Consider the following 24024-nt stretch of genomic DNA (forward strand, 5'->3'; position numbering starts at 1 on the left):
AATGAAAAATATATTAAAATACGTATTCTTTGCCAGCGTAGCGATTACTACCGTAAGCTGCGATAATTATCTTGATGTTAAGCCAGTAGGTAAAGTAATTCCGGAAACTTTGCAAGATTACAGAGCTATAATGACAAAAGGTTATTCTATAACTGTAATTCATAAAGCATTGTCTGCTGTAAGAGCAGACGAATTGACTTTTGATGAGTTTAATGATAATGCCACTTTCTATAGAGATCATTATATCTGGAATGATATCAATCCTGATAAAACTACAAACCTTTTTCCTTATGCAGCTTTATACAACAGGATTTTTTATACGAATGTAGTTATCAATGAAGCAAGCCAAAAGTTAGCACCTTCTGCAGAGAAAGACCAATTACTTGGAGAAGCTTATGCACTAAGAGCCTACACTTACTTTGATTTATTGAACATATTCAGTAAACCTTATAATGCTGCAACAGCTGCAACAGACAAAGGTGTTCCATTGGCTTTAAAAATAGATTTAGAGCAGGCTTATATTCCTCAAAGTATTGCTGTTATTTACGATCAGATTTTATCTGATAACCAAGAGGCAAAAAGATTATTGAATTTAGACACACAAACAACAGGTCTTAATTACCGTTTTTCTAAAGCTTCTTTATATGCTATGGAATCTCGTATTTTCCTTTACAGAAAAGAATGGGCTAAAGCTATTGAAGCTGCAGATAAAGCAATGACATACAAAAATGCTTTAATAAACTTAAATACAACAGCTGCTTTGCCTAACCTTTATAATGGTCCGGAATCTATTTTAGCGCTTGAAGATCCTTTTATCAATATTCTAAAAGGAACTACATATGCTTCACCAACATTAACTGGAGCTTATGATAAAACAAACGACTTACGTTTTGCTTTATATTATCAGACAAGCGGAAGCAAATTCAAATTTAGAAAAGGTGGAGATATCGCTCAAAAATGTACTTTCAGAACAGCTGAATTATATTTGACAAAAGCAGAAGCTTCAGCACAATTGAACGATCTTCCAGCGACAAGAACAATCATTTTAGCTTTTATCAAAAACAGATACAATGCTACAGGATTCAACACATTAAGCACATCAATTGCTGCTATGTCACAAACTCAGCTTCTTGATCTTATAGCTCAGGAAAGACAACGTGAGTTTGCAGTTGAAGGTCACCGTTGGTTTGATTTAAGAAGAACTACACAAAAACAAATCATCCACACATTTGGTGGAGATGATCATACTCTGATAGAAAATGACCCGCGTTATACGCTTCCATTTCCTCAAGATGCACGATTAAATAATCCTGATTTGTAATTAAAAAAGCCGTCTCAAAACATTATTTGAGACGGCTTTTTACTTTTATAAACAATTATACTCCTTGAACTAAATTACGGTAATCATACTTTTTATAAGCTTCTACATTAGCTTTTTCTTTATTCAATTCAATCAACTCATTTTTTACCTGAACTCTGTACCATTGCTCCGGTTTAGTATGAGAAAAAGTACTTAACTTCAATACCAGTTTTGCATTTAACTTTCTTTCTCCTATCAGATACTTATGAAGATTACTGTCCTTCATTTCAAAGTAAGAAGCTAATTCCTTTTTCGTAATATTAAGTGTTTTTAAATACATCTTAACAAAATCAAGTACTTTTAAAACCTCGGTATCATTATCACTTTGAATATAATCTTCCAATTTATATTGAATAGAAAGCAATTGATTCTTTAATATCTGTTCTCTAGATTGTTTTGAAGAATGAGATTTTATAATATTTTTTAAATCATCTTTCTTTTTATCATTCCAAATATCACTAATTTGAATTTCTTTATTTTTCATATTCTTTAATTTAAAAACTCGGTAATTAATTTCTCCCCTCCCACTGGAGGAATAATCATAGTTGTCTCACCATATCGGAGTGCTTTGTATTTTTTTGAATATACAGCCATGAGTTTTTCTTCATCAGCTTTATCTTCTTCCAAAACATCAAATACCAGATAACCTGTATATGGTTCCTTCGCTCTTATAAAGCTTAATCTGCACGCAAAAGCAATCAAACAACCTGCTACTTTTTCATATTTTTTATTTAAACCTTTATTGTGAGGTGCGATTTCTATATAAGCCATATAAGGTTCTACTTTCTTTTTCATTTCAAAAATCAGACAACCTTCAATTATATCGGGAGTTTCTTCGCTTACTAAAACATAAGTTTCATTACCTGCAACTTTAGAATGCTTTCTAAAATTAAACCTCCATCCATCAGTGATAGAAGGTAAATTTAATTTTACTGATTTTACATCTGAGATTTTAGCATCAACTAAACTACTTTCATCGATTCTTAATATTTTTACATTCATTTATCTTAAGTAGATTCTTTACACAAATGTACAAAAAAAATATACATTTTGTATAATTTTAACTTCCACTTGCCTTCTTTAATACTTGAAATATATTGCTTAATAAGTTCTGTAAAACAGTAACCCTATACAGTCAAAGTTTTTTAACTTTGCAGAAAAATAAACCAAATGAAAATTGTCATTATTGAAGATGAACATCTGGCTTCAAGCTATCTGAAATCAATTCTGGAACAACAAACTATAATTTCAATTAGTGAAATTTCTGTACTGAAATCGGTAAAGGACGCCGTTGCTTTTTTTAAAACAAATACGGTTGATCTTGCCTTTATGGATATTCATTTGGGAGACGGAAAAAGTCTGGACATTTTTGAGCAAACACTTGTTTCATGTCCTGTTATTTTTATCACTGCTTACGATTCTTATGCTGTAAAAGTTTTCAAACATTTCACGATTGATTATCTACTGAAACCTTATGAAGAAGAAGAATTACTGGAAGCTTTAATCAAATACAAAAACATTAAAGAAACCTTTAATACCAACTTAATTGTTGAATCACTTGTTGAAATTGAAAATCAAAGCAACATTCAACATCACTTTTTAGTAAATCACAGAGACAAACTCATTTCTATAAATGATACGGCAATCACCTATTTTTTTGCCACAGGAAAGCATATGTTTATCTATACCAATTCAGGTAACAGCTATTTGTACAATAGTAATTTAACGGATTTAATCAATAAACTTGATCCGGTTCTTTTCTTTAAAGTCAACCGAAAATATATCATAAACAGACATCATATTCAGGAAATCATCAAACATTCAAGTCAAAAAATAGAATTGCTTTTAAATGTTTCCATTCCCGAAAATGAACCTATTATTTTAAGTAAAAAGGAAATCAACAATTTTAAAAACTGGTTGGATTCCTAAACAAAAATTATTTCCTATAAATAAGTAAAATTTAAGTTTAATTCAAAACACGAATTTCACGAATTAGCACGAATTAAATTTGTGAAATTAATTTCACAAGCTTAATTAACGATTACAATTAGTGCTAATTCGTGAAATTCGTGTTTTCTTTTATAACTCGTATTCCTTCTTCAATCAAAGCGTTAACTCCCCTATTTCAACATTAAAATTTCTAATGTAAATCTAATAATCTTCTAATGACTTTATTTAGATTAAATATAAACAACAACGTAAGTTTGCCCTTCTATTGATAAGTAAATAAGTTATGCGTTTTCTATTGTTTGTGTTTTTGTTCGTTCATTTTTCAGTTTGGTCTCAAAAAGGAAATATTACAGGAAAAGTAACATTAGGAAGTTCAGAATCTGCATTTGGAGCTTCGGTAACGGTTACAGAAACTCAAAAATTTGTTGTTGTTGACAACGAAGGTCAATTCGAAATAAAAGGATTATCATACGGAAACTACACCTTAATAATTTCTTCGCTTGAAGCGAAAGCAAAAACCATAAATGTTGTTCTAAACAGCGCTTCACAACAACTAAATATTGTTCTTGAAAAAAATGATCCAAAGGCTTTAAAAGAAGTAGTTGTTCAAAAAACATCGGTAAAAAAAGAAATTCAAAACAAAGGTTTTTCGGTAAATGTAATTGAAACAAAAGATGCTGCGACCAGAAATCTCCAAACCAATGAATTATTGGATCGTTCTGCGGGAGTAAGAATCAGGCAAAACGGAGGAATGGGTTCTAGCGTTAATTATAACCTCAACGGAATGTCCGGAAACTCAATTAGAATTTTCATTGACGGAATTCCGCTTTCTACTTATGGATCTTCTTTTAACCTCAACAGTATTCCGCCAGCATTAATTGAGCGTATTGAAGTTTATAAAGGAGTTACGCCAGCACATTTAGCCGATGATGCTTTGGGCGGCGCTATAAATGTTATACTGAAAAAAGGGGCAAAAAACACAGTAAATGCTTCTCTTTCTTATGGTTCTTTCAATACTGCTCAATCTAACTTTAATACAACCTATCGCGACAAATCAGGTTTTACTTTAAAAGGTTCCGGATTCTATAATTATTCGGATAACGATTATGAGATTTGGGGAAGATTTGTTTACAATACTTTACCAAACGGACGATATGATTATGTGAGAGTAAAACGTTTCGAAAACAGATACAGATCTTATGGCGGAAGATTCGAAGCTGGCTTTACAGATGTTAAATGGGCCGATATTTTTTTAATTGGCTTAAACATGTCCGAAGATCATAATCAAATTCAGCACGGTCAATATATGACAAAACCCTATAAAGGACGTTTTAGCGAAGCTGATGCAACGGCAATAAGTTTGAATTATTCCAAAAAAGATTTCCTTTTTAAAGGTCTTGATTTTTCAACAAATACGGTCTTTAGCAAAAGACACGAAATGGTAAACGATACCATAAAGTGGAATTACAATTGGTATGGAAAAAAAGCAATTGGTTTATATGACGCACCAATTTTATCAAATACCGGCGCACAACAAGCTGGTCCAACAATCAATACAATTACACAAAATATCTTAAGTTCAAGAAGCATATTTACGTATAATATCAACGAAAAAAACAGAATCGTTTTTAGTAATTTATATTATATGGTTGACAGAAATGATGACGATTTAATAAAACCGGAATTTCAAAACAATTTTGAAGCAACACGCGATTTACAAAAAACGGTTACTTCTTTGGCTTACGAAATGCAAGCTTTTGATTCTCACTTACGAACCAATATTTTCGGGAAGTTTTATGAGCAAAAAGTAAACGAAAGTAAACCTGAAATAGTAAATCAAAATGGTCAGAATGTTATAGTAGAAAAAAAGACTCAAAGCACTACTCCATTTTTTGGATACGGACTTGCAACTTCTTATTTTATTACGCCAAAAATAATGATCTCCGCATCTGCCGAAAAGGCGATTCGATTACCAAACGAAATTGAAATATTTGGAAATCCAAGTGAAAACGTAATTGGAAATTCTGATTTAAAACCGGAACAAAGTGATAATTTAAATGTTGGATTTCAATTTGGTCCTTACAAAACAAACCAACATAAAATCTCAGTTGCAGCATCTGGTTTTTTAAGAAATGCCACAGATAAAATTGTCAGAACTTCAGGAAATCGTGTAAATGATGCGATTCAAACTTTGCCTTTTGAAAATTTAGGAAAAACTCAATCCATTGGTTTTGAAACTTCTTTTGATTATGTTTTCAAAGATCGTTTGTTTATTTCGATGAATATGTCAAAGTTCAATTCGTTATTCAAAATGCAATACGACAATAACGGAGGTCAATTGTCAAACTACGACAAACAATTGCCAAATGAACCTTTCTTTACTGTAAACGCAAACGTTCAGTACAATTTTAAAGGGCTGATACAAAAAAATTCACAATTAAATCTCTATTACAACTGCGGTTATGTTGATCCGTTTGCTACGCTTTGGATTGATGTAATTAATTCTAAAACACCTGCACAATTTTCACAGGATTTGGGTTTGAGTTATGCTTTTCCGAATAAGCAGTTTGTGGTGAGTTTTGATGCCAAAAATATATTCGATAAACAGATTTTCGATAATTACGCCGTTCAAAAACCCGGACGCGCCTTTTATCTAAAACTGAATTATACCATCAATAATTTTTAATATCTAATTTTTTAAAACAATGAATATGAGAAAAAGTACGTTCAAACTACTTGCATGTGGTTTAGTTTTAAGCACATTATCATTTACTGTAAGTTGTAGCAGCGATGACAACAAAAATACAGATCCTGTAATTCCTGTAAATCCGGAAAAACCAGTTCGTTGGATCACTGTTTCGGGAGCATTAATGCAAGATGCGCCGGGAGACGGAAACGGGGGAACGATGGTTTATGCCGTAACGAAGGAAAATGCAAAAGATCCTAATTATTCTATCAATGTTTATGAAAACGGAATGCCGGTTCAATCTAACAGAACTGCACGTTTGCAATCGTCTGTAGACGGAAGCACGCTTTTTAACATCACTTATACTGGCGCAAACGGTGGAGAGTTTATGACGTATAAAGTAAACGGAGCCAAAAATTTTGTGCAATCAGGAACTACAGTAAATATTGCTCAATATGCAGGAACATCACCAAGATGGAACAAACTTTTTGACGGAGATAAATCTGGTATTGCTGTAAATGTAAGTACTCCGGTTATCAAAACCAATGATGATAAAACGTATAAACATACAAGAGGTACTGCAACAATCTTAGGATTAGATCTTAAAAATATTTTAATTTCAGGATACAAACAATACGAACTTCCTTTGACTACTGAAGAAGAATCACTTGGGCACCATATTTTCCGTTTGGATGCACCGACATTAAACAAGGCAGGAAACAAATTAATCGTTGGTACATGGATGCGTAAAACAAATCCGGCTACGGGACAAAACGAAACTACATTTGATCGTTTAGGTTCTAAATCTGTTGTGGTAGATTATCCTTCGTTAGAAAATCCAAAAATTATTACTTCTACAGTTGGTTTTGGAGATACAAGTGGTTTCCGTAGTTTCAACAGCTTTTTAGGAACAGATGGTAATATTTATCAGGCAACTCAGAGAGACACGAATAAAGGTTCTTATATTTTAAGAATCAACCAAAATAATGAATACGACAACTCTTTTGTTCTTAGTTTAGATTCTGCTCTTGGCGTAAAAGGATCTTATATCGACGCTTGGAGATATGCAGGAAACGGAATTGCTTATGCACTTTATACGCACGCCGGAGCTGGCGAACAAGGTTTTGTAGCCAGAATTGACCTGAATGCAAAAACAGTACAAAAAGTAGAAGGTATTGCTTATGATCCTGCTTTAGATTTTGGTCAATACCAAGGTTTTGTAGTAGATGGAAACGAACTTTATTTAGCCGTTACACCAGTTGGAAAAGACGGAAACATCTATGTAATTGATATTCCTACGGGAGCAGTTACAAAAGGTGCAAAACTAATCAACAAGCCAGGAAACCATTATATTGGTCTATTCTAAAAATTTACAGTGACAGAAATGTTTGCTGTAACAAATGCGATTACTTGTTTTTTAATTAGAACATTCTGCTTCAGATCTCTGAAGTAGGATGTCTCTAATAAAGTATCATTTGTTGGATTATTTTTTTTTTATTAAAAGAGCTGTCATAAAAACAGCTCTTTTTTTGTTTCTATATGAAGCTACTATTATTCTGTAATTGTTCTAAATGAATGGATTATGCTAAAAACTCAATTATGAATTATCATTCAAAAGAGTTAAATTTATTATAATAACGATAACTAATTGTAATAAAAATAGCTCTATCTTAGCAGAAATAAATCATATTTAGATTTATATAAAATTTTATCCTACTATAAAATGAGCAAGCAGAATTACAATCTTTTACTAGCGGACGATGATCAGGATGATTGCGCTTTTTTTAAAGAAGCCTTAGACGAATTAGAGCTTCCGGTATCTCTTGTAACTGTTAATGATGGCGTGCAATTAATGAATTATTTAGGAGAGAATTCATCGGGAGATTTACCTGATATTCTGTTTCTTGACCTCAACATGCCCCGCAAAAATGGTCATGAATGTCTGGCTGAAATAAAGGATAAAGAAGAACTTAAAAACCTTCCGGTAATAATATTTTCAACCTCTCTGGATATTGACATTGTAGATTTAATGTACGAAAAAGGAGCCACTTATTACATTCGCAAACCCGGCGAATTTTCTAAGTTAAAAAAGGTTATTGGCAATGCATTAGCCATTACATCTGAAAATAATTTCAAACAACCCAACAGGGCAAATTTTATTCTTCAACCCTAAATAGTTTTTAGAATGAAACCCGCAAATAAGGAGCATTATTTTCTGGCCGATGGTGGAGAGATGGGAGAATTATTACGTTCTAAAGATTGGAGCAAAACCTCTTTAGGAAATCCCGAAACCTGGCCACAAAGTTTGTGTACCATGGTTGCCGTAATGCTCAATAATCCTTTTGGGATGTATATTGCCTGGGGAAATGATTACACACAACTTTATAATGACGGTTTTCGCCCTATTCTGGGTTTAACAAAACATCCCGAAGCTTTAGGAATAAGTTCAAAAGAAACCTTCTCTGAAATCTGGGATACTATTGGTCCGATGTTTGGCGAGGTTATGACAGGAAAAGCGCTTAGTTCTCCTGACTTTATGGTTGTTTTAAACCGAAACGGATTTGATGAAGAATGTTATTTTGATTTCTCCTATAGTCCAATTAAAAAAGAAGATGGAACAATTGGCGGTGTTTTAGTAACCGTAATTGAAACTACCGAAAAGAAAAAAGCAGCCAAAGCATTACAAGAAAGCAATACCAGATTTATAAATAATATCATGCAGGCGCCTGTTGCAATGTGCGTTTTTAGAGGTAAAAATCATACTGTAGAAATTGCCAATGCACAAATGATTCAGTTATGGGGAACGGAATATGAAAAGGTAATTAACAAACCTATTTTTGAAGCCTTGCCCGAAGCTCAGGATCAGGATCTCGAAATTTTACTGGACAATGTATATCAAACCGGTGAAAAATTTGTTGCCAACGAACTTGCGATTCTATTGCCACGAAATGGAAAAGTCGAAACTACTTATATCAATTTTGTTTACGAAGCATTAAAAGAAACTGACGGAACTATCTCCGGTATTGTTGCAATAGCGATCGAAGTAACTCCGCAAGTTTTAGCACGTTCGAAAGTTGAAGAAAGCGAACAAAAAATAAGACAGCTTGTCGAGAATGCCCCCTTTCCTATCGCCGTTTATGTTGGTAAAGAAATGATTGTAGAATTGGCAAACGATTCTATTATTAAAATATGGGGAAAAGGTAATGATGTCATCGGAAAATCATTTAAAGATGTTGTTCCTGAATTGGACAATCAATTGGTATTCGAACAAATTAATACCGTTCTGGAAACCGGAAAATCTTTCCACACACAAAATACTCCGCTCGATCTTACTGTCGATGGAAAATTAGGTACTTACTATTTCAATTACAGTTTAACACCTCTCTACGATATAAATGGCGATGTTTACGGCGTAATGAATACCGGAGTTGACTTAACTGATTTGAATTTAGCAAAGAAAAGAGTCGAAGAAAGCGAACAGAATTTACGTAGTATGGTTTTGCAATCGCCTATTGGTATTTGTGTTCTTGATGCTAAAACTTTGGTCAGCGAAATTGTAAACGAAAGTTTTCTTGAAGTCGCTGGAAAACGCTACGACGAAATCGCCGGAAAATACTATTGGGATTCTTTTGCCGAAGCCAAACCGTATTATGAAGAAGCTTTGCAAAATGTGGTAAATGACGGTCTTCCTTTTTATGCCAATGAAGTCGAAATGATGCTTATCAGACATGGAAAAGAAGAAAACATATATGTTACTTTTGTCTATGCTCCGCTTAAAAATATAGAAGGTAAAGTTAAAAAAATCGCCATTTGGGTACTCGATAATACTCCACAAGTAATTGCAAGACAAAAAATTGAAGAAGCAGATAAACGTTTTAGAAATACTGTAAAACAAGCTCCTGTTGGAATTACGATCTTGCGTGGTTCCAATTTTATGGTTGAAACAGCCAATGAAGCTTATTTAAAATTAGTAGACAGACAAGAAGCTGATTTTGTTGGAAAACCTTTATTCGATTCTTTGCCAGAAGTTGAAGAATCTGTAAGTGCATTACTAAATGGCGTATTAACAACCGGAATTCCTTTTCATGGAAATGAAGTTCCGATTCCGCTAAAACGTTATGGAAAACTGAGTATTTCCTATTTTGATTTTCTTTATCATCCGTTAAAAGAAGAAGACGGAAAAATTTCGGGAATTATTGTAACCGTTACCGAAGTCAGCGAAAAAGTTGAGGTTCGGAAAAAAATAGAACAAAACGAAGAAAGACTTCAAATTATAGTTGAAGCCAGCGAACTAGGAACCTGGGAACTAAATGTAAAAACGAGAGAACCTAAATATTCTAAAAGATATCTCGAAATCGTTGGCGGTTATACCGATAATGTCGCATTATCGCACGAACAATTGCTAAAACATCTTCATCCGGATGATATGCATATTCGGAATAAAGCTTTTAAAGAAGCTCTGACTTCGGGATATTTGAATTATGAAGCCCGAATGATCTGGAATGATAAATCTATTCACTGGATGGAAGGCAAAGGAAAAGTTTTCTATGATGATGAGAATAATCCTGAGAAATTAATAGGTACAATAAGAGATATTACTGATGAAAAAAATCATCAGCAAGAACTCGAAGAAAGCGAAAAAAGATTCCGAAATCTCGTAATGCAATCTCCTGTGCCAGCAGCAATTTTGAAAGGCAGAAACATGAAAATTGAAATTGCCAATATTGCGCTTCTTAAAAATATCTGGAAAAAAGAAGAAAGTGATGTTCAGGACAAAAACTTATTTGAGATTTTCCCTGAACTCGAACAACAAAAATACGGACAGCTTTTAAGTAAAGTTTTCAAAACTGGAGAAGTACATGCTGAGTCAGAATCTCTCTTGTATATAAATGGTAAAAATGGAAGACATCAATTGTATATTGATTTTGAATATGCTCCATTACTTGAAGCAGACGGCAGCATTTCGGGAATAAAAATGACTTTGATAGATGTAACCGAAAAAGTTGAAGCACGCAAAAAAATCGAAGAAAGCGAAAAAAGATTCCGTTCGTTAACCGAGAGTATTCCGCAATTAATTTGGGAAACCGATGAGAAAGGAAATGCTTTATTTGCATCCGGAAAATGGTTTGAATACACAGGTATAAAACCCGCTGGTGAAGCCGAATGGAAAGCTATGATTCATCCTGACGATTATGACGAAAATGTTAGAATATGGAGTCATAGTTTAGAAACCGGAGACATTTACAGATGTGATGTTCGCGTAAGACGAAAAGATGGATATTACAGATGGCACGCCGTAATTGGTGAGCCTATTTTTAATAAAGAAAATAAAATCATAAAATGGGTTGGTGCTTTTACGGATATTCATACTGAAAAAGCGTTTACTCACGAACTCGAACAACAAGTAACCGTAAGAACTAAGGAATTAAGCCAGATAAATGAATCGCTTAGAAAAAGTGAAGAACGTTATCATTTAATGGTCGAAGAAGTTCAGGATTATGCCATTTTATATCTAAATCATGAAGGTATAATTGAAAACTGGAATGTTGGTGCCGAGAAAATAAAAGGCTATAAAGCAGAAGAAATTATCGGAAAATATTTCTCTATTTTTTATACCGAAGAAGATCGCACAAGTAATCTTCCGCAAAAGCTACTGAATCTTGCAATCGAAAAAGGAAAAGCAACTCAGGAAGGCTGGCGCGTTCGCAAAGACGGAACTTATTTTTGGGCAAGCGTTGTGATTACTGCAATTCACAACAAGAAAAATCAGGTTATAGGATTTTCAAAAGTGACGCACGATCTTACAGAAAAAAAGAGAGCCAGCGACAAATTAAAACAAAACGCATTAGAACTCGAACAAAAAAATACAGAACTGGAGCAAATGAACAAAGAGCTTCAGTCTTTTGCTTATATCTCAAGTCATGATTTGCAGGAACCTTTAAGGAAAATACAAACTTTTGCAACTCAGATCATGGAGAAAGAATTAGATAATTTATCTGAAGCCGGCAAAGATAAATTCCTCCGAATGCAAAATGCAGCGCAACGAATGCAAACCTTGATTAATGATTTGCTATCGTATTCAAGAACTAATATTCAGGAACGTGTATTTGAAAAAACAGACTTGGCTAAAATTATTGATGAGGTAAAAGACGATTTAAAAGAAGAACTCGAACAACAGGACGCAATTATTGAAGTCGAAAATACATGTGAGGCTGATGTAATTCCGTTTCAGTTTAGGCAATTATTATACAATCTGGTGAGTAATTCTCTTAAATTTTCTAAACCCGAAACTCATACTGTTATAAAAATAAACTGCGAAATTGCTAAAGGATTAACTTTCGATAATGATAAACTAAGTGATCAGATTAATTATTGCCATATAAGAATTACCGATAACGGAATTGGTTTTGAGCAACAATATAGTTCTAAAATATTTGAAGTTTTTCAGCGTCTACATGGAAAACTAGAATATACAGGAACCGGAATTGGTCTTGCAATCGTAAAAAAAATCGTCGATAATCACAATGGATTTATCACCGCAACAGGCGAACAAAATATTGGAGCCACATTTGATATTTATATTCCGGTGAAATAATTATAGAAACAAAAATCCATAAAAAAGGGAAATAACTTTAAAGTTATTTCCCTTTTTTATTTTCCTGATATAGACTAATTACCTAGTGTAAACTGTAATTATACCAGTAGTTTTGTCTTTTATCTTCAACTCTTTGTTAGTAAGATTCATGATATCGGCTGTAGTACTTACATTCCCTACCGAAATAGTTAAATCATTATGAGATCTTGCGTAAGTTCCTGTAGTTTCTGTTAAGGCACAATCAGAACCATTATAATCACCTATAACTGCTGCATTACTTATTCTTAGATCTAAATAATCTTTTTTACATCCACTTGCATTTTGTGGAGCATCAATTAATACTTCTTTCCCGTCAACAATTGTCCCTGTTTGGCTTAAATTGTATTTCCCTTGTATTGGTACGATTGTTTCTCCTTCGTTATCATCGCTGCTACACGATACAGTAAATAATCCAATACTCAATAATAGTCCTAGTAATATACGTTTAGTTTTCATGTTTGATTTCTTTTAAAAATTAATTATTTGTATATGGCTAAATTATATCCAACATCGATGAAAGATGTTATATAATATTCGCTTTCATTTACATAATTATTTCATTTATCAATGTAATTTCTTACCTAAACATGAATATCGAAACAAAAAAGAACAATATTACTTACATGGTTTGCCTTTTATGTACTTATTAAAAATATAATGCGAAACCGGTCTTAGCGGTCTGTTGAATTCAGGATGTCTTCCATGATCATTAAAAAAGTCAATTCCTCCATCTGGTGTCTTGGTATACCAAATAAAAGCTTCTCCATCTTTCTTAAAACAATTGGTCGTATCGCAAGCGGTTAATTTTCTAAAATCTAAAAGTTCCTTATTTAGCGGAATTACTTCGTTTAAATTCCCTTCAACTTTAGAGGAACAATCTACTATCTCATAATGATCTTCTGACCATTGCATACAATCATTCTTAAAAAAAGCGAAATAAATTACTGTAATAATTAAACCAAAGATAAGTAACGTCGCAATTGATGTATTCCGAATTTTTCCTTTCAATCTACTTGAAGGATTTTCTTTAAAAGATAGGAATGCACTGATTGCATTTGGTTTTGGTTTTGCTTCTTCAATAGTATTTTGCTTTACTTCCTCGTTTACTTTTTGTGTTATAATTCCTTTTTCTATCCTTTTTTCACTTTCTTTCTTATCAAGAAAATTTTCTAGAATTTCAGAACTATCTATTTGTTGCCTTTCGGTATTTAATACTTCAGATCTATTTGTATCATCAATTTCAATTTCATCCTTATATAAATTTTGAATTCTAAATTTATTAAACGGTCTTGCTTTAAAATCAACCAAAATAGCAGCAAGATTTACTGCATCAACATTTGCAGGATCAGTCTCTCCTTTAAAATAAGTTTCAATAGGTCTAAATTTATCAATCTGTTGGTCAAACTTATTCTTCTTAGTAACATCAAAAGCGAGTTCTAATAGAGAACTAAAAACATTTAAATCATCTTGATTTCTATTTTCTTGCAGAAATAATTCCCAACATAAACTACGAAGTTTACCTCTTGTTGGGCTATTTAAATAAACAAAATGTTCGCCGTTTTTAACCTCATCATATTTACTTTTTACAGCAATTTTATAATCTTCAAAAGTATTGTTTGGCATGTGTCTTCTGGAATTTTAAGGATTTCTTATTTGGATTTTCAAGGAATTATCTGGAATTATTCGGAACTCTAAAAATACATCGGAATTCCCGGAATTCCCTCTCAATTCAGGCCTAAAGCCGTTGTTACTTTGCCTTCAGAATCAGTTAACGTTTTGATCTGCAGGTCAAAATCAAATGTACAAAACTAGTTCAATTAAAAGTACGGAAATCCGTAAGACGAAATTTATCCGGGAAGTATAAATATTACTCTTACTGATCTACGTGCTCCACTTCCCAAAGCAATTTGGGTATTGCCCTAACAAAGTTCAGAACCTTTTTGAACGGCAATGCCCTTTAGTAAAAATCATTAAAAACACAAAAAAATGAAAAATTTATTTACAATGGGAGCGTGCGCGCTATTGAGTCTTACAATATTTTCTTGTACAGCAGACGAATTTGAAACTGGAAACAAAGATAAAGCACCTGAAGTTAAAAAAGCTTCTATGACAGACATGCCGCCTTCAGGACCTGGTGATGATCCAATCATTGTTCCTCCACCACCAAAAAAACCATAAATTAAAGAAGGTGGTTTATAATTAATTCATAAATTCGGGGAAAGTAACTTCTATGCTACGATCCCCGTTTTTTTGTTTTATCATTTTCTTAAGTTTTTTTTCCTGTAAAGAGAAAACGACAGTATCTGTAAACGTTGATGCTGCAAAAGAAAAAGCTTTTGAAATAAGAGAAAAAGGAATCGCTAACCTCAACGAAAAGAACTTTAATAGCGCTTTTTACAACTTCAATAAGTCTAAAATACTATATGAAAATTTAAAGGATAGTGCCAATATTGTTTACACTCTTATTCAAATGGCTTCGATACAGCAAATAAACGGAGATTATTATGGCAGCAAAGAGACGTTAACAGAAGCGTTACCTTATATCAAAAAGAAAGATATTTATAGTGCTTCTATTAATAATTTCTTCGGAATTGCAGACAAAGAACTCTCCTTATATAATGATGCAATTTCTTACTACAATGAAGCGATAAAAGAACTGGACAATGAAGCATCAAAACAATCTCCGTTAAACAACATTGCCGCTGTTTATATTGAGCAAAAAAAATACGATCCCGCAATTCAGATTTTAGAATCTTTACTGAACCAAAACAATTTCCAAAAAAAAGAAGAAACTATTAAGAAATACAGAATATTGGATAATCTGGGTTATGCATACTTTAGAAAAGGTCTATTAGATAAAGGTCTTTCTCTGATGGAAGAAAGTCTTAGAATGCGAAATCGAGATAATGATCCTTATGGCTCCATTCAAAGTAATCTTCATTTAGCCGAATATTTTAGTAAAATCAATCCCGAAAAATCAAATCAGCATGCCTTAAATGCGTATGAATCAGCCACAAAATTTAATAGTATTGATGAAAGATTAAAAGCACTTTCTTTTTTAATTTCAAATGATTCTGATATCGATAATACTAAATATGCTCAGAAATTTGTTTTCTTAAACGACAGTATTATTAAGGTTCGGAACAACTTCAAAAACAAATTTGCGAAGATTAAATACGACTCCAAAAAAGAAAAAGACGAGAATCAGAAACTTCGTTTGGAGAAAGCCGAAAATCAATTGGCACTTCAAAAAGCCAAATATCAAAGAACCTTTTCTGTTCTCGGAATTATTATTCTTTTCACTGTATTAATCTATGGTCGAAAGTATTATCGAAATAAAAACAGAATTGAAAAAATAAAAGCTTCTTATGAAACTGAAACCAGAATTGCCAAAGATATCCACGACGAATTGGCAAATGATGTTTTTCATGCGATGACTTTTACACAAACGCAATCTTTAACCAGCAATACTACAAGAGAAACACTGATTCAAAAATTAGACAATATTTATTCACGCGTCCGCAGAATTTCACAAGAAAATAGTACAATTGATATCACATCAAATTATGCTGTTAACTTAAAAGAAATGCTTTCGACTTATAATAGTCCGGAAGCAAACGTAATCATTAATAATATTGAAAAAGTAAATTGGGAATTAGTAGATAATATTAAAAAAGTTACGATTCATCGAATTCTGCAAGAATTAATGGTGAATATGAAAAAACATAGTTACGCATCATTGGTTGTTATAAAATTTGAAAGCAACGGAAAAACAGTTTTTATTGATTATACAGATAATGGAAAAGGCTGTGAAAAAGATAAAATTATTAAAAATGGTTTACAAAATATGGAAATCCGTATTCTAGCCATAAAAGGAACTATTACTTTTGATACAGAACCAGATAAAGGATTTAAAGTAAAAATAACGCTGCCTAAATAAAAGCCATATGTTTAAAAAAGTAATAATTGCCGAAGACCTCGAAGATATAAATTTAGGAATCGAGCAAACCTTAAAAGATTTAGATATTATAAATTTTCAGCATGCAAAATATTGTGATGATGCCTTTTTAAAAATCCGAAAAGCTATTCTGGATAATGAACCGTATGATTTATTAATTAGTGATTTGTCTTTTAAAAAAGACCATCGTGATGTGAAAATTTCGTGCGGTGATGAACTTATCGAAAAAGTTCGGGAATTACAGCCTGATATTAAAATCATAGCTTATTCCGTCGAAGATAAAAGCTTTCGTATTAAATCTCTTTTTGAAAATTCAGATGTTAACGGTTTTGTATTAAAAGGTCGAAATAGTATTGAAGATCTAAAAAAAGCAATTCATATTATTTCTACTTCAGATCAAAAATTTATATCACAGGAAGTTGCTTCTGCACTTCAGGAAAAAAACAATTTCGAAATAGACGATTTGGACATTGAAATTTTAAAATATTTATCATCAGGAACTCCACAAGATGAGATTATAAAAATCTTTAAAGACTCGGGTAAAAAACCCAACAGCAAAAGCGCTATGGAAAAAAGACTTTCTAAATTAAAAGACTTTTTTAAGGCAAATAATACTGTTCATTTGGTTTCTATTACAAAAGATATGGGCATTATTTAATCCTATTACAATGCTGTTTTTAATTTTTTAAAGCTCCTTCTGGGGCTTTTTTTATTACTGAAAATTAAAAAAAAAAATGGATTATGGATTTCCGTAAAATACTGGTTATGATTGGTTTTACTTTTGAAATATCAAAAACTAAAACATGAAAGTCAAACAATTATATATAGGTCATTTTATTACACTTTTCTGTGGTAGTATTATATATGTGCTATTCAGATCTTCAAGTTTAAGAATGTTTCTTTGGTTTGAAAAATTAGGTGTTTTAAATTTTATTCAGACAATTAGAAACTTTACAATTGATTACAAAAACAACTTTCCCAGCTTTATTTTATTCTCATTTCCAGATGGACTATGGTTATTTTCATACGTAAGCGTGGTTTTATATCTGTGGAAAAATGAAATAAGATATGAGAATGTTTTCTGGATTTTAATTGTACCAATAATTGCAATTATGTCGGAATTGGGGCAAATACTAAAAATAGTACCTGGCACATTTGATATAATAGATTTACTCATGTACCTATTAGGAACTACTCTACCTTTTTTAATTTACAAAAAATCAATAACCATTAATTTATTAAACCAATGAAAAGAAAAGTACAACATTTATTTTCTGCATTAACTCTGGCAGGATTTATATTCATCGCATTTGGAAGTGGCGATGATGAAGTCAAAGATGTTTCAGTTAAATCAATAGCAAATGAAACAACAGCTTCATCTCTTGATAATAAAGAGAACGATATTCCAAATCAAATAGCACAATTAGAAAGAGAAATCACCTCAATTGATGAAGGTATAAACTTCTCAAATTACAGGAATACAATCGAAGCTGTTCAAATGGAATTAGTCCTTTTTTCAGCGTGGTCACATACAATTAATGATGCACTAATTTCAGATAATAGTGAAGTAAGATCTTTAGGTAAAAAATTAGAGCAAAAAGTAAAAAAAATTCAAATAAATGAATTTCCAATTTTACGAAAAGCATACAGAGATGCAATTTATCAGAAACTTTGGAAAGAGAATATCGAAACAGAAGTAATTGGAAAAAAAAGTAAAACTATTCAATTTACAGGAGGAATTTTTGCAAACAATGCAAATAAGCAACAAACACAAGAAACGTTACACGATGTATTAAAAATGTTTCGATTCACTAAAGTTAATTATAAATGGTACGAAGGTGATGATGAATTTACATATTATGAAATTGATTCACCTAATGATGGCGATTTAACAGATATTAAATAAAATAAAATTTTAAACTAAAACCAATGGAAATCAATATTCAACTTAAATCATTGGCTGATAAAATAGATCAGCTTAAAAGCAAAATTGAAACAGAAGAATCTACCAAACATGCTTTTGTATTGCCATTTATTCATATTCTTGGCTACGATGCTTTTAATCCGTTAGAAGTTGTTCCTGAATTTACCGCCGATTTAGGCTTAAAAAAAGGAGAGAAAGTAGATTATGCAATCTTTCAAAACGGAGAACCAATTATAATAGTAGAATGCAAAAGTTGGAAAGAAAATCTAACGGTACATAATTCTCAATTATTCAGTTATTTTCATGTTACTAAAACCCGATTTGCTCTTTTAACAAACGGAATTCAGTATCAATTTTTCACAGACTTAGATGACAAAAACAAAATGGATCAAAAACCATTTTTGGAATTTGACATCACAAATCTAAAAGAGAATACAATCACTGAGGTTGCAAAATTTCACAAATCAAGTTTCAACGTTGATAATATTGTTACAAATGCAAGCGCTTTAAAATACATTAAAGAAATAAAAAAGCAAATCAATATTGAATTAGAGAATCCTTCGAATGATTTTACTAAACATTTTGCAAATAAAGTTTACACTGGAAGATTAACTGAAAAAGTGCTTGATGAATTTAAAGACTTAGTTCAAAAATCCCTAAACCAATTTATTAGCGAAAAAATAAATGATCGCTTAAAAGCTGCTCTTACCAAAGAAACAATTAAGCAGCAAGATGAACAGGTTGAATCTCTGGAAGAAGAAAGCAAAATTATTACCAGCGAAGAAGAACTGGATGGATATCGCATTATTGTTGCAATACTAAGACGAAAACTTCCTACTAAACGAATTGTTTATCGCGACACACAATCTTATTTTGGAATTCTACTGGACGATAATAATCGCAAACCTCTTTGCCGTCTTCATCTTAATGGAAGTAAAAAATATGTCAGCCTTTTTAATGACAATAAAAACGAAACAAAACTACCGATTTCGACTATTGATGATCTTTATCAATTCGAAAAAGAGTTACTAGAAACTGTTGGATTATACGAAACCGAATAAAAATTAATTATTATGATAAACGATTTAAAAAAATTCTTGAACGAAGAACAAGACCCAAAAGCAGTTGAAAAACTATTAGTAAAAGTCAACGGATTACTTACTTCTGGTGAAGAAGTAGAATATATCGCCGTGCAAAAAAAACCGGCTATAAATTTATCTCCGGATTGTATTGCTTTAACTAATAAAAGAATCATTTTCTGCAGACCCCGAAATTTAGGATTATCGATGGATTTTCAGGATTATGCCTGGAAAGACATATTAGATTGTCACATGAAAGAAGGAATTATGGGAGCAACTTTTTCTATGAAGACTATTAAAGGAAATGTAAATATGCTCGATTATTTACCTAAGGCTCAAGCTCGAAAATTATATCAATTTGCTCAGCAAAAAGAAGAAGAAATGGTTGTTTTCAGACGTGAACATGATCTTGAAAATAAAAGAGCAATTGCTGGCGGAGGAATAACCGTAAATACAAATATACCAACTCATCAAAATGTCGAGCAAAAAGAAGATCCATTAGAAGTGCTTCAAAAACTAAAAAAATTATTAGAAAGCGAAATCATTTCACAAACAGAATTTGATTCAAAGAAAACAGAAATTTTATCTAAAATGTAAATTATGAAAAGTAAAACAACCGCAGCAATTTTGACATTCTTTTTAGGAGGCATCGGAATCCATAAATTCTATTTAGGACAATCAGGTCAAGGTATTCTTTATCTTTTATTTTGTTGGACACTTATTCCTTCAATATTGGCCTTTTTTCAGTTTTTCGGACTTTTATTTATGTCCGATCATTCCTTTAATGTAAAATATAATACCGGATTTTAAATAATTTAAAAATAAAACCAAATCATTTAAGCTTTTAAAGAGGAACGGAAATGTCCTCTTTTTTCTATTTAAACCAACTTCATGCAAAAACTTTCTTCTCATTAGATCTTTCGATAAAAATCACGTGTAAATACGCATTTTAAAGAAAGTAATTCTAATTAGATTTATCACTATTTAAAAATAACAAGATTTTGAAACCTGTTTTAATATTATTTAAATACCTCAACGCCTGTGCAAAAAAACTACCTAATCCTATTGTTATTTCTTTCGCTTGGAATACTTTCTTGCAAACATGCTTCTGCTCCGGCTCCTCAAAAAATAAACACATTTTATAACGAGGTGATTACTTCTGACGACCGAAAAACTATAACTCCTGAAGAAGCCAAAACTTATCATGTTGATACGCAATATCACTATAAATACCGAACCGGAAATTCTGGTCATTATGAATATAATTATAATGTAAAAGGCGTTGATATCAAAGGAGATTCTGTTTTTGGAAATATTAATGTCGAAGGAAAATATGGCGCAGGAATTCTAATCAATGATTCTGTGCCGGAACTCAACATCAAAACCGAATGGATTGAGCACGGAAAACTAAAAGCCTTTGACGAAAAAGGAAATGAATATTTCTTAGTAGTACAATGATTGTATTTTGTTGAATTTTATCAAAATAATAGCTGCATTCAAAAACACAGAAACACTCACAAACCGTTATTCATCTGATATTTAATTCAGTGATTTTTTATTTCTTTTAATTAAAATTAATAGCTATTTTCGGCTAATTAAAACTTCATTCTTTTGACGTTTTATAAAAAATTCTAATTACTAATCAAAAAAACCAAAATGAAAAAACTAATTCTATTTAGTGCCATTGCATTATTGACTTTTACTACTTTTTCTTGTAGTGCAGATGATGATGATTCTGCAACTAAAACTACTGAAGTAAAAAAAGAAATTAACCATGAAATACCAAAGTACGCTGGACCCGGAGATATTCCAAACACTCCTCCTCCTCCTCCTGAAACTGAATAACAATATTAAAATCATAATTCCGGAGAGAATGCCTCAATTTAGGATTCTCTCCATTTTTTGATTTCTTCATCAAACTTTTTCCCTGGCAACAAAATTGATAAAACGTTTGTTTCTCTAAATGCTATTACACAATAGAAACGCACTCATCGAATAATGTTAATTATTTGATAATAATGACTTTACAATAAATTCACATTAGTTTTGTTAATTTGAATAAAACTAAACGTCATGAAATTCTTCAATTTAAATTTTTTGGTTTCATTCAAAGAATGGCTTTTTTTAAGAGCTATGCAATCTTCTTTCCTTCATTAATAAATTAGAAATTCAAAATTAAAAAAGGAAAGCACAATTGAATGAATAAAGTTGATACCTCATTTTTACATAAAGACCAATTTGGGCAAGATTTCTTGTGGGGTGTTTCTACCGCCGCCTTCCAAATTGAAGGTGCACATGATGCCGACGGAAAAGGTTCTTCTATCTGGGATGTTTTTACTTCTCAAAAAGGAAAAATCAAAAATGGACATCATGCCCTGACTGCTTGTGATTTCTATAATTCTTACCAGAATGATATTGATCTGATAAACGAATTAAACATTCCGAATTTCAGATTTTCTATCAGTTGGCCACGAATTATGCCTACAGGAACTCATCCTGTAAATCAGGGAGGAATAGATTATTACAACAAAATCATAGACTCTTTACTCGCATCTGGAATAGAACCCTGGATTACACTTTATCATTGGGATTTACCTCACGATTTAGAAGTAAAAGGCGGATGGACAAATCGCGAATCGGTTTCCTGGTTTTCAGAATATGTTGCCGTTTGTGCCCAATATTTTGGAGATCGCGTCAAAAACTGGATGGTCATAAATGAACCTTCCGTTTTTACCGGAGCAGGATATTTTCTGGGCATTCACGCTCCAGGAAAAAAAGGAATTACCAATTATCTTAAAGCCATGCATCATGTAACTTTAGCTACAGCTGCCGGTGCAAAAAAATTAAGAAACCTAATTCCGGACGCTAATATTGGCACTACTTTTTCGTGTACACATATTGAACCTTTTTCTCAATCTCCAAAAGATATAGAAGCTGCAAAACGTGTAGATACTTTACTGAACAGAACTTTTATAGAGCCAATTTTAGGATTGGGTTATCCACAAGCAGATTTGCCGGTTCTTAAAAAACTGAATAATTATATTCTTGAAGATGACTTAAACAATCTAGCTTTTGAGTTTGATTTCATTGGACTTCAATGTTATACAAGAGAAGTTGTAAAATCGTCCCTATTAATTCCGTATATTGGTGCTGAATTAATTAGTGCCGAAAAAAGAAATGTTATTGCCACAGATATGGGTTGGGAAGTTTATCCTCCGGCACTTTATCACGTTCTTAAAAAATTCAATAGTTACAATATCAAGAAAATTATAATTACCGAAAATGGTGCTGCTTTCCCGGACATTCTTAAAAACGGAAAAGTCTATGATATCAAGCGCACACATTATATACAAGATCATTTAGAACAGATTTTGAAAGCCAAAAAAGACGGTTATAATGTTGATGGTTATTTTGTTTGGAGTCTTACCGATAACTTCGAATGGGCAGAAGGTTACAATGCCAGATTCGGGCTTATTCATGTAGATTTTGACACACAACAAAGAACTATTAAACATTCGGGATTATGGTTCCGTGATTTTTTATCCTAAAACCCAAATCATAAAATAGATTTAAGAATACCTAAATTGAATTAAACTCAGTATAAACTTAAATAAATTATTATGGAAATCAACCGGTATGTATTGAGCGCGATAGTTATTGGCGTTGTTTTATTAGTTTACTTTCTGGTAAAACAAAATAAAAAAGACCGTAAGAAAATTGAAGAAGAATTAAATTTCTACAAAGAATCTGATGAGGTAGAAATCAACAACGATCTTCATTTATAGTTCTTTTTTAAACATTTAAAAAAGCAAAAAGCCTTTCGGAAGTCTACTTCCGAAAGGCTTTTTGTTTACACACTAATTCAATGTTTCATTCAAAACTGCAACAACTTCTTTCCAGTTATTTACACGTAAGTGATGCGTTTTATTTACATTATGAAACGCTGTAAACATAATAGGTTTACCCATGCAATGATCCAGATTTTTAGGATGATCATCAATCATAAAATCTGTATTGATAATTCTTTTACTTCCGCAAAGAATAATATTTTCCCACTTAATAAACGGAAAATGTTCCTCAAGCCAAAAGATTTTTTCGGCAAGCGAAACCGGAAATTCCGTAGCGGCAGAAACTATAAATATTTCGAAGTTTTCCTGCAATTGACGCAAACTTTCGACAGCATCGTCCATTACAGGTAAGTTTCTAAAGAAATTCTCTTTATTTAAAATTCCTCTCAAAAGATCTCTTTCTACAAAAGCATCTTCTTCACTCAAACCCTGAATACTTTCTCTCGTTAATGTTGTTCCATTAGCTTCATTATAATACTCAATTAAATGTGCCTCGATATCGGCAAGCACGCCATCCATATCGACGGCAATAGTTTTCTTTTTCATTTTTAGCTTTATTTTGCAACAAAATTACGCAAATATTGC

The 24024-nt window shown here is 32.0% G+C and carries 22 protein-coding genes; 17 read left to right on the plus strand and 5 right to left on the minus strand.

Translation table 11 applies throughout. The annotated features are described in order from the left end of the window. Nucleotide 1: 1 nt before the first annotated feature. Nucleotides 2–1321 (plus strand): RagB/SusD family nutrient uptake outer membrane protein, encoded by a 1320-nt coding sequence (locus tag CLU81_RS05935; protein ID WP_099708981.1) that lies wholly within the window; start codon nt 2–4, stop codon nt 1319–1321. Nucleotides 1322–1376: 55 nt separating this feature from the next. On the opposite strand, the gene CLU81_RS05940 is transcribed toward CLU81_RS05935, so the two are convergent. Continuing rightward, a complete protein-coding gene (locus tag CLU81_RS05940) occupies nt 1377–1844 on the minus strand; it encodes a transcriptional regulator (protein ID WP_099708982.1) in 468 nt (155 codons plus the stop codon). A gap of 5 nt (nt 1845–1849) precedes the next feature. After that, nucleotides 1850–2362, minus strand: coding sequence for a hypothetical protein (locus CLU81_RS05945; RefSeq protein ID WP_099708983.1), 513 nt, complete (start codon nt 2360–2362; stop codon nt 1850–1852). A 168-nt stretch (nt 2363–2530) separates the two neighbouring features. Between CLU81_RS05945 and CLU81_RS05950 the strand changes: the two genes are divergently transcribed. The 5 genes from CLU81_RS05950 to CLU81_RS05970 all read left to right on the plus strand — a co-directional run bounded on the left by CLU81_RS05950 (nt 2531) and on the right by CLU81_RS05970 (nt 12591). Further along, nucleotides 2531–3289, plus strand: a complete 759-nt coding sequence (locus tag CLU81_RS05950) for a LytTR family DNA-binding domain-containing protein (RefSeq protein WP_099708984.1) — start codon at nt 2531–2533, stop codon at nt 3287–3289. 304 nt (nt 3290–3593) lie between these two features. Then, on the plus strand, nt 3594–5996 hold the full coding sequence (locus CLU81_RS05955; RefSeq protein WP_099708985.1) for a TonB-dependent receptor plug domain-containing protein: 2403 nt from the start codon (nt 3594–3596) through the stop codon (nt 5994–5996). Nucleotides 5997–6021: 25 nt separating this feature from the next. Then, nucleotides 6022–7362: a hypothetical protein gene (locus CLU81_RS05960; RefSeq protein ID WP_233209670.1), complete on the plus strand. Its 1341-nt coding sequence runs from the start codon at nt 6022–6024 to the stop codon at nt 7360–7362. A gap of 357 nt (nt 7363–7719) precedes the next feature. Continuing rightward, nucleotides 7720–8169 carry a response regulator gene (locus CLU81_RS05965; protein ID WP_099708987.1) on the plus strand — a complete coding sequence of 150 codons (450 nt, stop codon included), beginning with the start codon at nt 7720–7722 and terminating at the stop codon, nt 8167–8169. 12 nt (nt 8170–8181) lie between these two features. Next, complete coding sequence (locus CLU81_RS05970) at nt 8182–12591, plus strand: PAS domain S-box protein (RefSeq protein ID WP_099708988.1); 4410 nt, start codon at nt 8182–8184, stop codon at nt 12589–12591. 78 nt (nt 12592–12669) lie between these two features. Here the strand turns inward: CLU81_RS05970 and CLU81_RS05975 are convergent, their stop codons facing one another. Both CLU81_RS05975 and CLU81_RS05980 read right to left on the minus strand, forming a co-directional pair. Next, complete coding sequence (locus CLU81_RS05975; RefSeq protein ID WP_099708989.1) at nt 12670–13086, minus strand: lipocalin family protein; 417 nt, start codon at nt 13084–13086, stop codon at nt 12670–12672. Nucleotides 13087–13245: 159 nt separating this feature from the next. Continuing rightward, nucleotides 13246–14253, minus strand: a complete 1008-nt coding sequence (locus CLU81_RS05980) for a hypothetical protein (RefSeq protein ID WP_099708990.1) — start codon at nt 14251–14253, stop codon at nt 13246–13248. Between the two features lie 363 nt (nt 14254–14616). Here CLU81_RS05980 and CLU81_RS05985 point away from each other — a divergent pair, with 363 nt between their 5' ends. The 11 genes from CLU81_RS05985 to CLU81_RS26760 all read left to right on the plus strand — a co-directional run bounded on the left by CLU81_RS05985 (nt 14617) and on the right by CLU81_RS26760 (nt 23376). Continuing rightward, a complete protein-coding gene (locus CLU81_RS05985; RefSeq protein WP_099708991.1) occupies nt 14617–14808 on the plus strand; it encodes a hypothetical protein in 192 nt (63 codons plus the stop codon). A 52-nt stretch (nt 14809–14860) separates the two neighbouring features. Then, nucleotides 14861–16570, plus strand: a complete 1710-nt coding sequence (locus CLU81_RS05990; RefSeq protein ID WP_099708992.1) for a tetratricopeptide repeat-containing sensor histidine kinase — start codon at nt 14861–14863, stop codon at nt 16568–16570. 7 nt (nt 16571–16577) lie between these two features. After that, on the plus strand, nt 16578–17246 hold the full coding sequence (locus tag CLU81_RS05995; protein ID WP_099708993.1) for a response regulator transcription factor: 669 nt from the start codon (nt 16578–16580) through the stop codon (nt 17244–17246). A 588-nt stretch (nt 17247–17834) separates the two neighbouring features. Next, nucleotides 17835–18494, plus strand: a complete 660-nt coding sequence (locus CLU81_RS06005) for a hypothetical protein (RefSeq protein WP_099708995.1) — start codon at nt 17835–17837, stop codon at nt 18492–18494. Between the two features lie 23 nt (nt 18495–18517). After that, on the plus strand, nt 18518–19573 hold the full coding sequence (locus CLU81_RS06010) for a type I restriction endonuclease (protein ID WP_099708996.1): 1056 nt from the start codon (nt 18518–18520) through the stop codon (nt 19571–19573). A 12-nt stretch (nt 19574–19585) separates the two neighbouring features. Next, a complete protein-coding gene (locus CLU81_RS06015; RefSeq protein ID WP_099708997.1) occupies nt 19586–20188 on the plus strand; it encodes a PH domain-containing protein in 603 nt (200 codons plus the stop codon). 3 nt (nt 20189–20191) lie between these two features. Next, nucleotides 20192–20401 carry a TM2 domain-containing protein gene (locus CLU81_RS06020; protein WP_099708998.1) on the plus strand — a complete coding sequence of 70 codons (210 nt, stop codon included), beginning with the start codon at nt 20192–20194 and terminating at the stop codon, nt 20399–20401. Nucleotides 20402–20632: 231 nt separating this feature from the next. Next, nucleotides 20633–21049: a hypothetical protein gene (locus CLU81_RS06025; protein ID WP_233209671.1), complete on the plus strand. Its 417-nt coding sequence runs from the start codon at nt 20633–20635 to the stop codon at nt 21047–21049. Nucleotides 21050–21247: 198 nt separating this feature from the next. Beyond that, nucleotides 21248–21436: a hypothetical protein gene (locus CLU81_RS06030; protein ID WP_099708999.1), complete on the plus strand. Its 189-nt coding sequence runs from the start codon at nt 21248–21250 to the stop codon at nt 21434–21436. 353 nt (nt 21437–21789) lie between these two features. Beyond that, nucleotides 21790–23139, plus strand: coding sequence for a GH1 family beta-glucosidase (locus CLU81_RS06035; protein ID WP_099709000.1), 1350 nt, complete (start codon nt 21790–21792; stop codon nt 23137–23139). Nucleotides 23140–23211: 72 nt separating this feature from the next. Further along, a complete protein-coding gene (locus CLU81_RS26760; RefSeq protein WP_158235316.1) occupies nt 23212–23376 on the plus strand; it encodes a hypothetical protein in 165 nt (54 codons plus the stop codon). A 72-nt stretch (nt 23377–23448) separates the two neighbouring features. Here CLU81_RS26760 and CLU81_RS06040 read toward each other — a convergent pair whose 3' ends face one another. Next, complete coding sequence (locus tag CLU81_RS06040) at nt 23449–23985, minus strand: 5'(3')-deoxyribonucleotidase (RefSeq protein ID WP_099709001.1); 537 nt, start codon at nt 23983–23985, stop codon at nt 23449–23451. Nucleotides 23986–24024 lie beyond the last annotated feature (39 nt).

It is taken from the genome of Flavobacterium sp. 9 (genome assembly GCF_002754195.1).
GTDB lineage: Bacteria > Bacteroidota > Bacteroidia > Flavobacteriales > Flavobacteriaceae > Flavobacterium.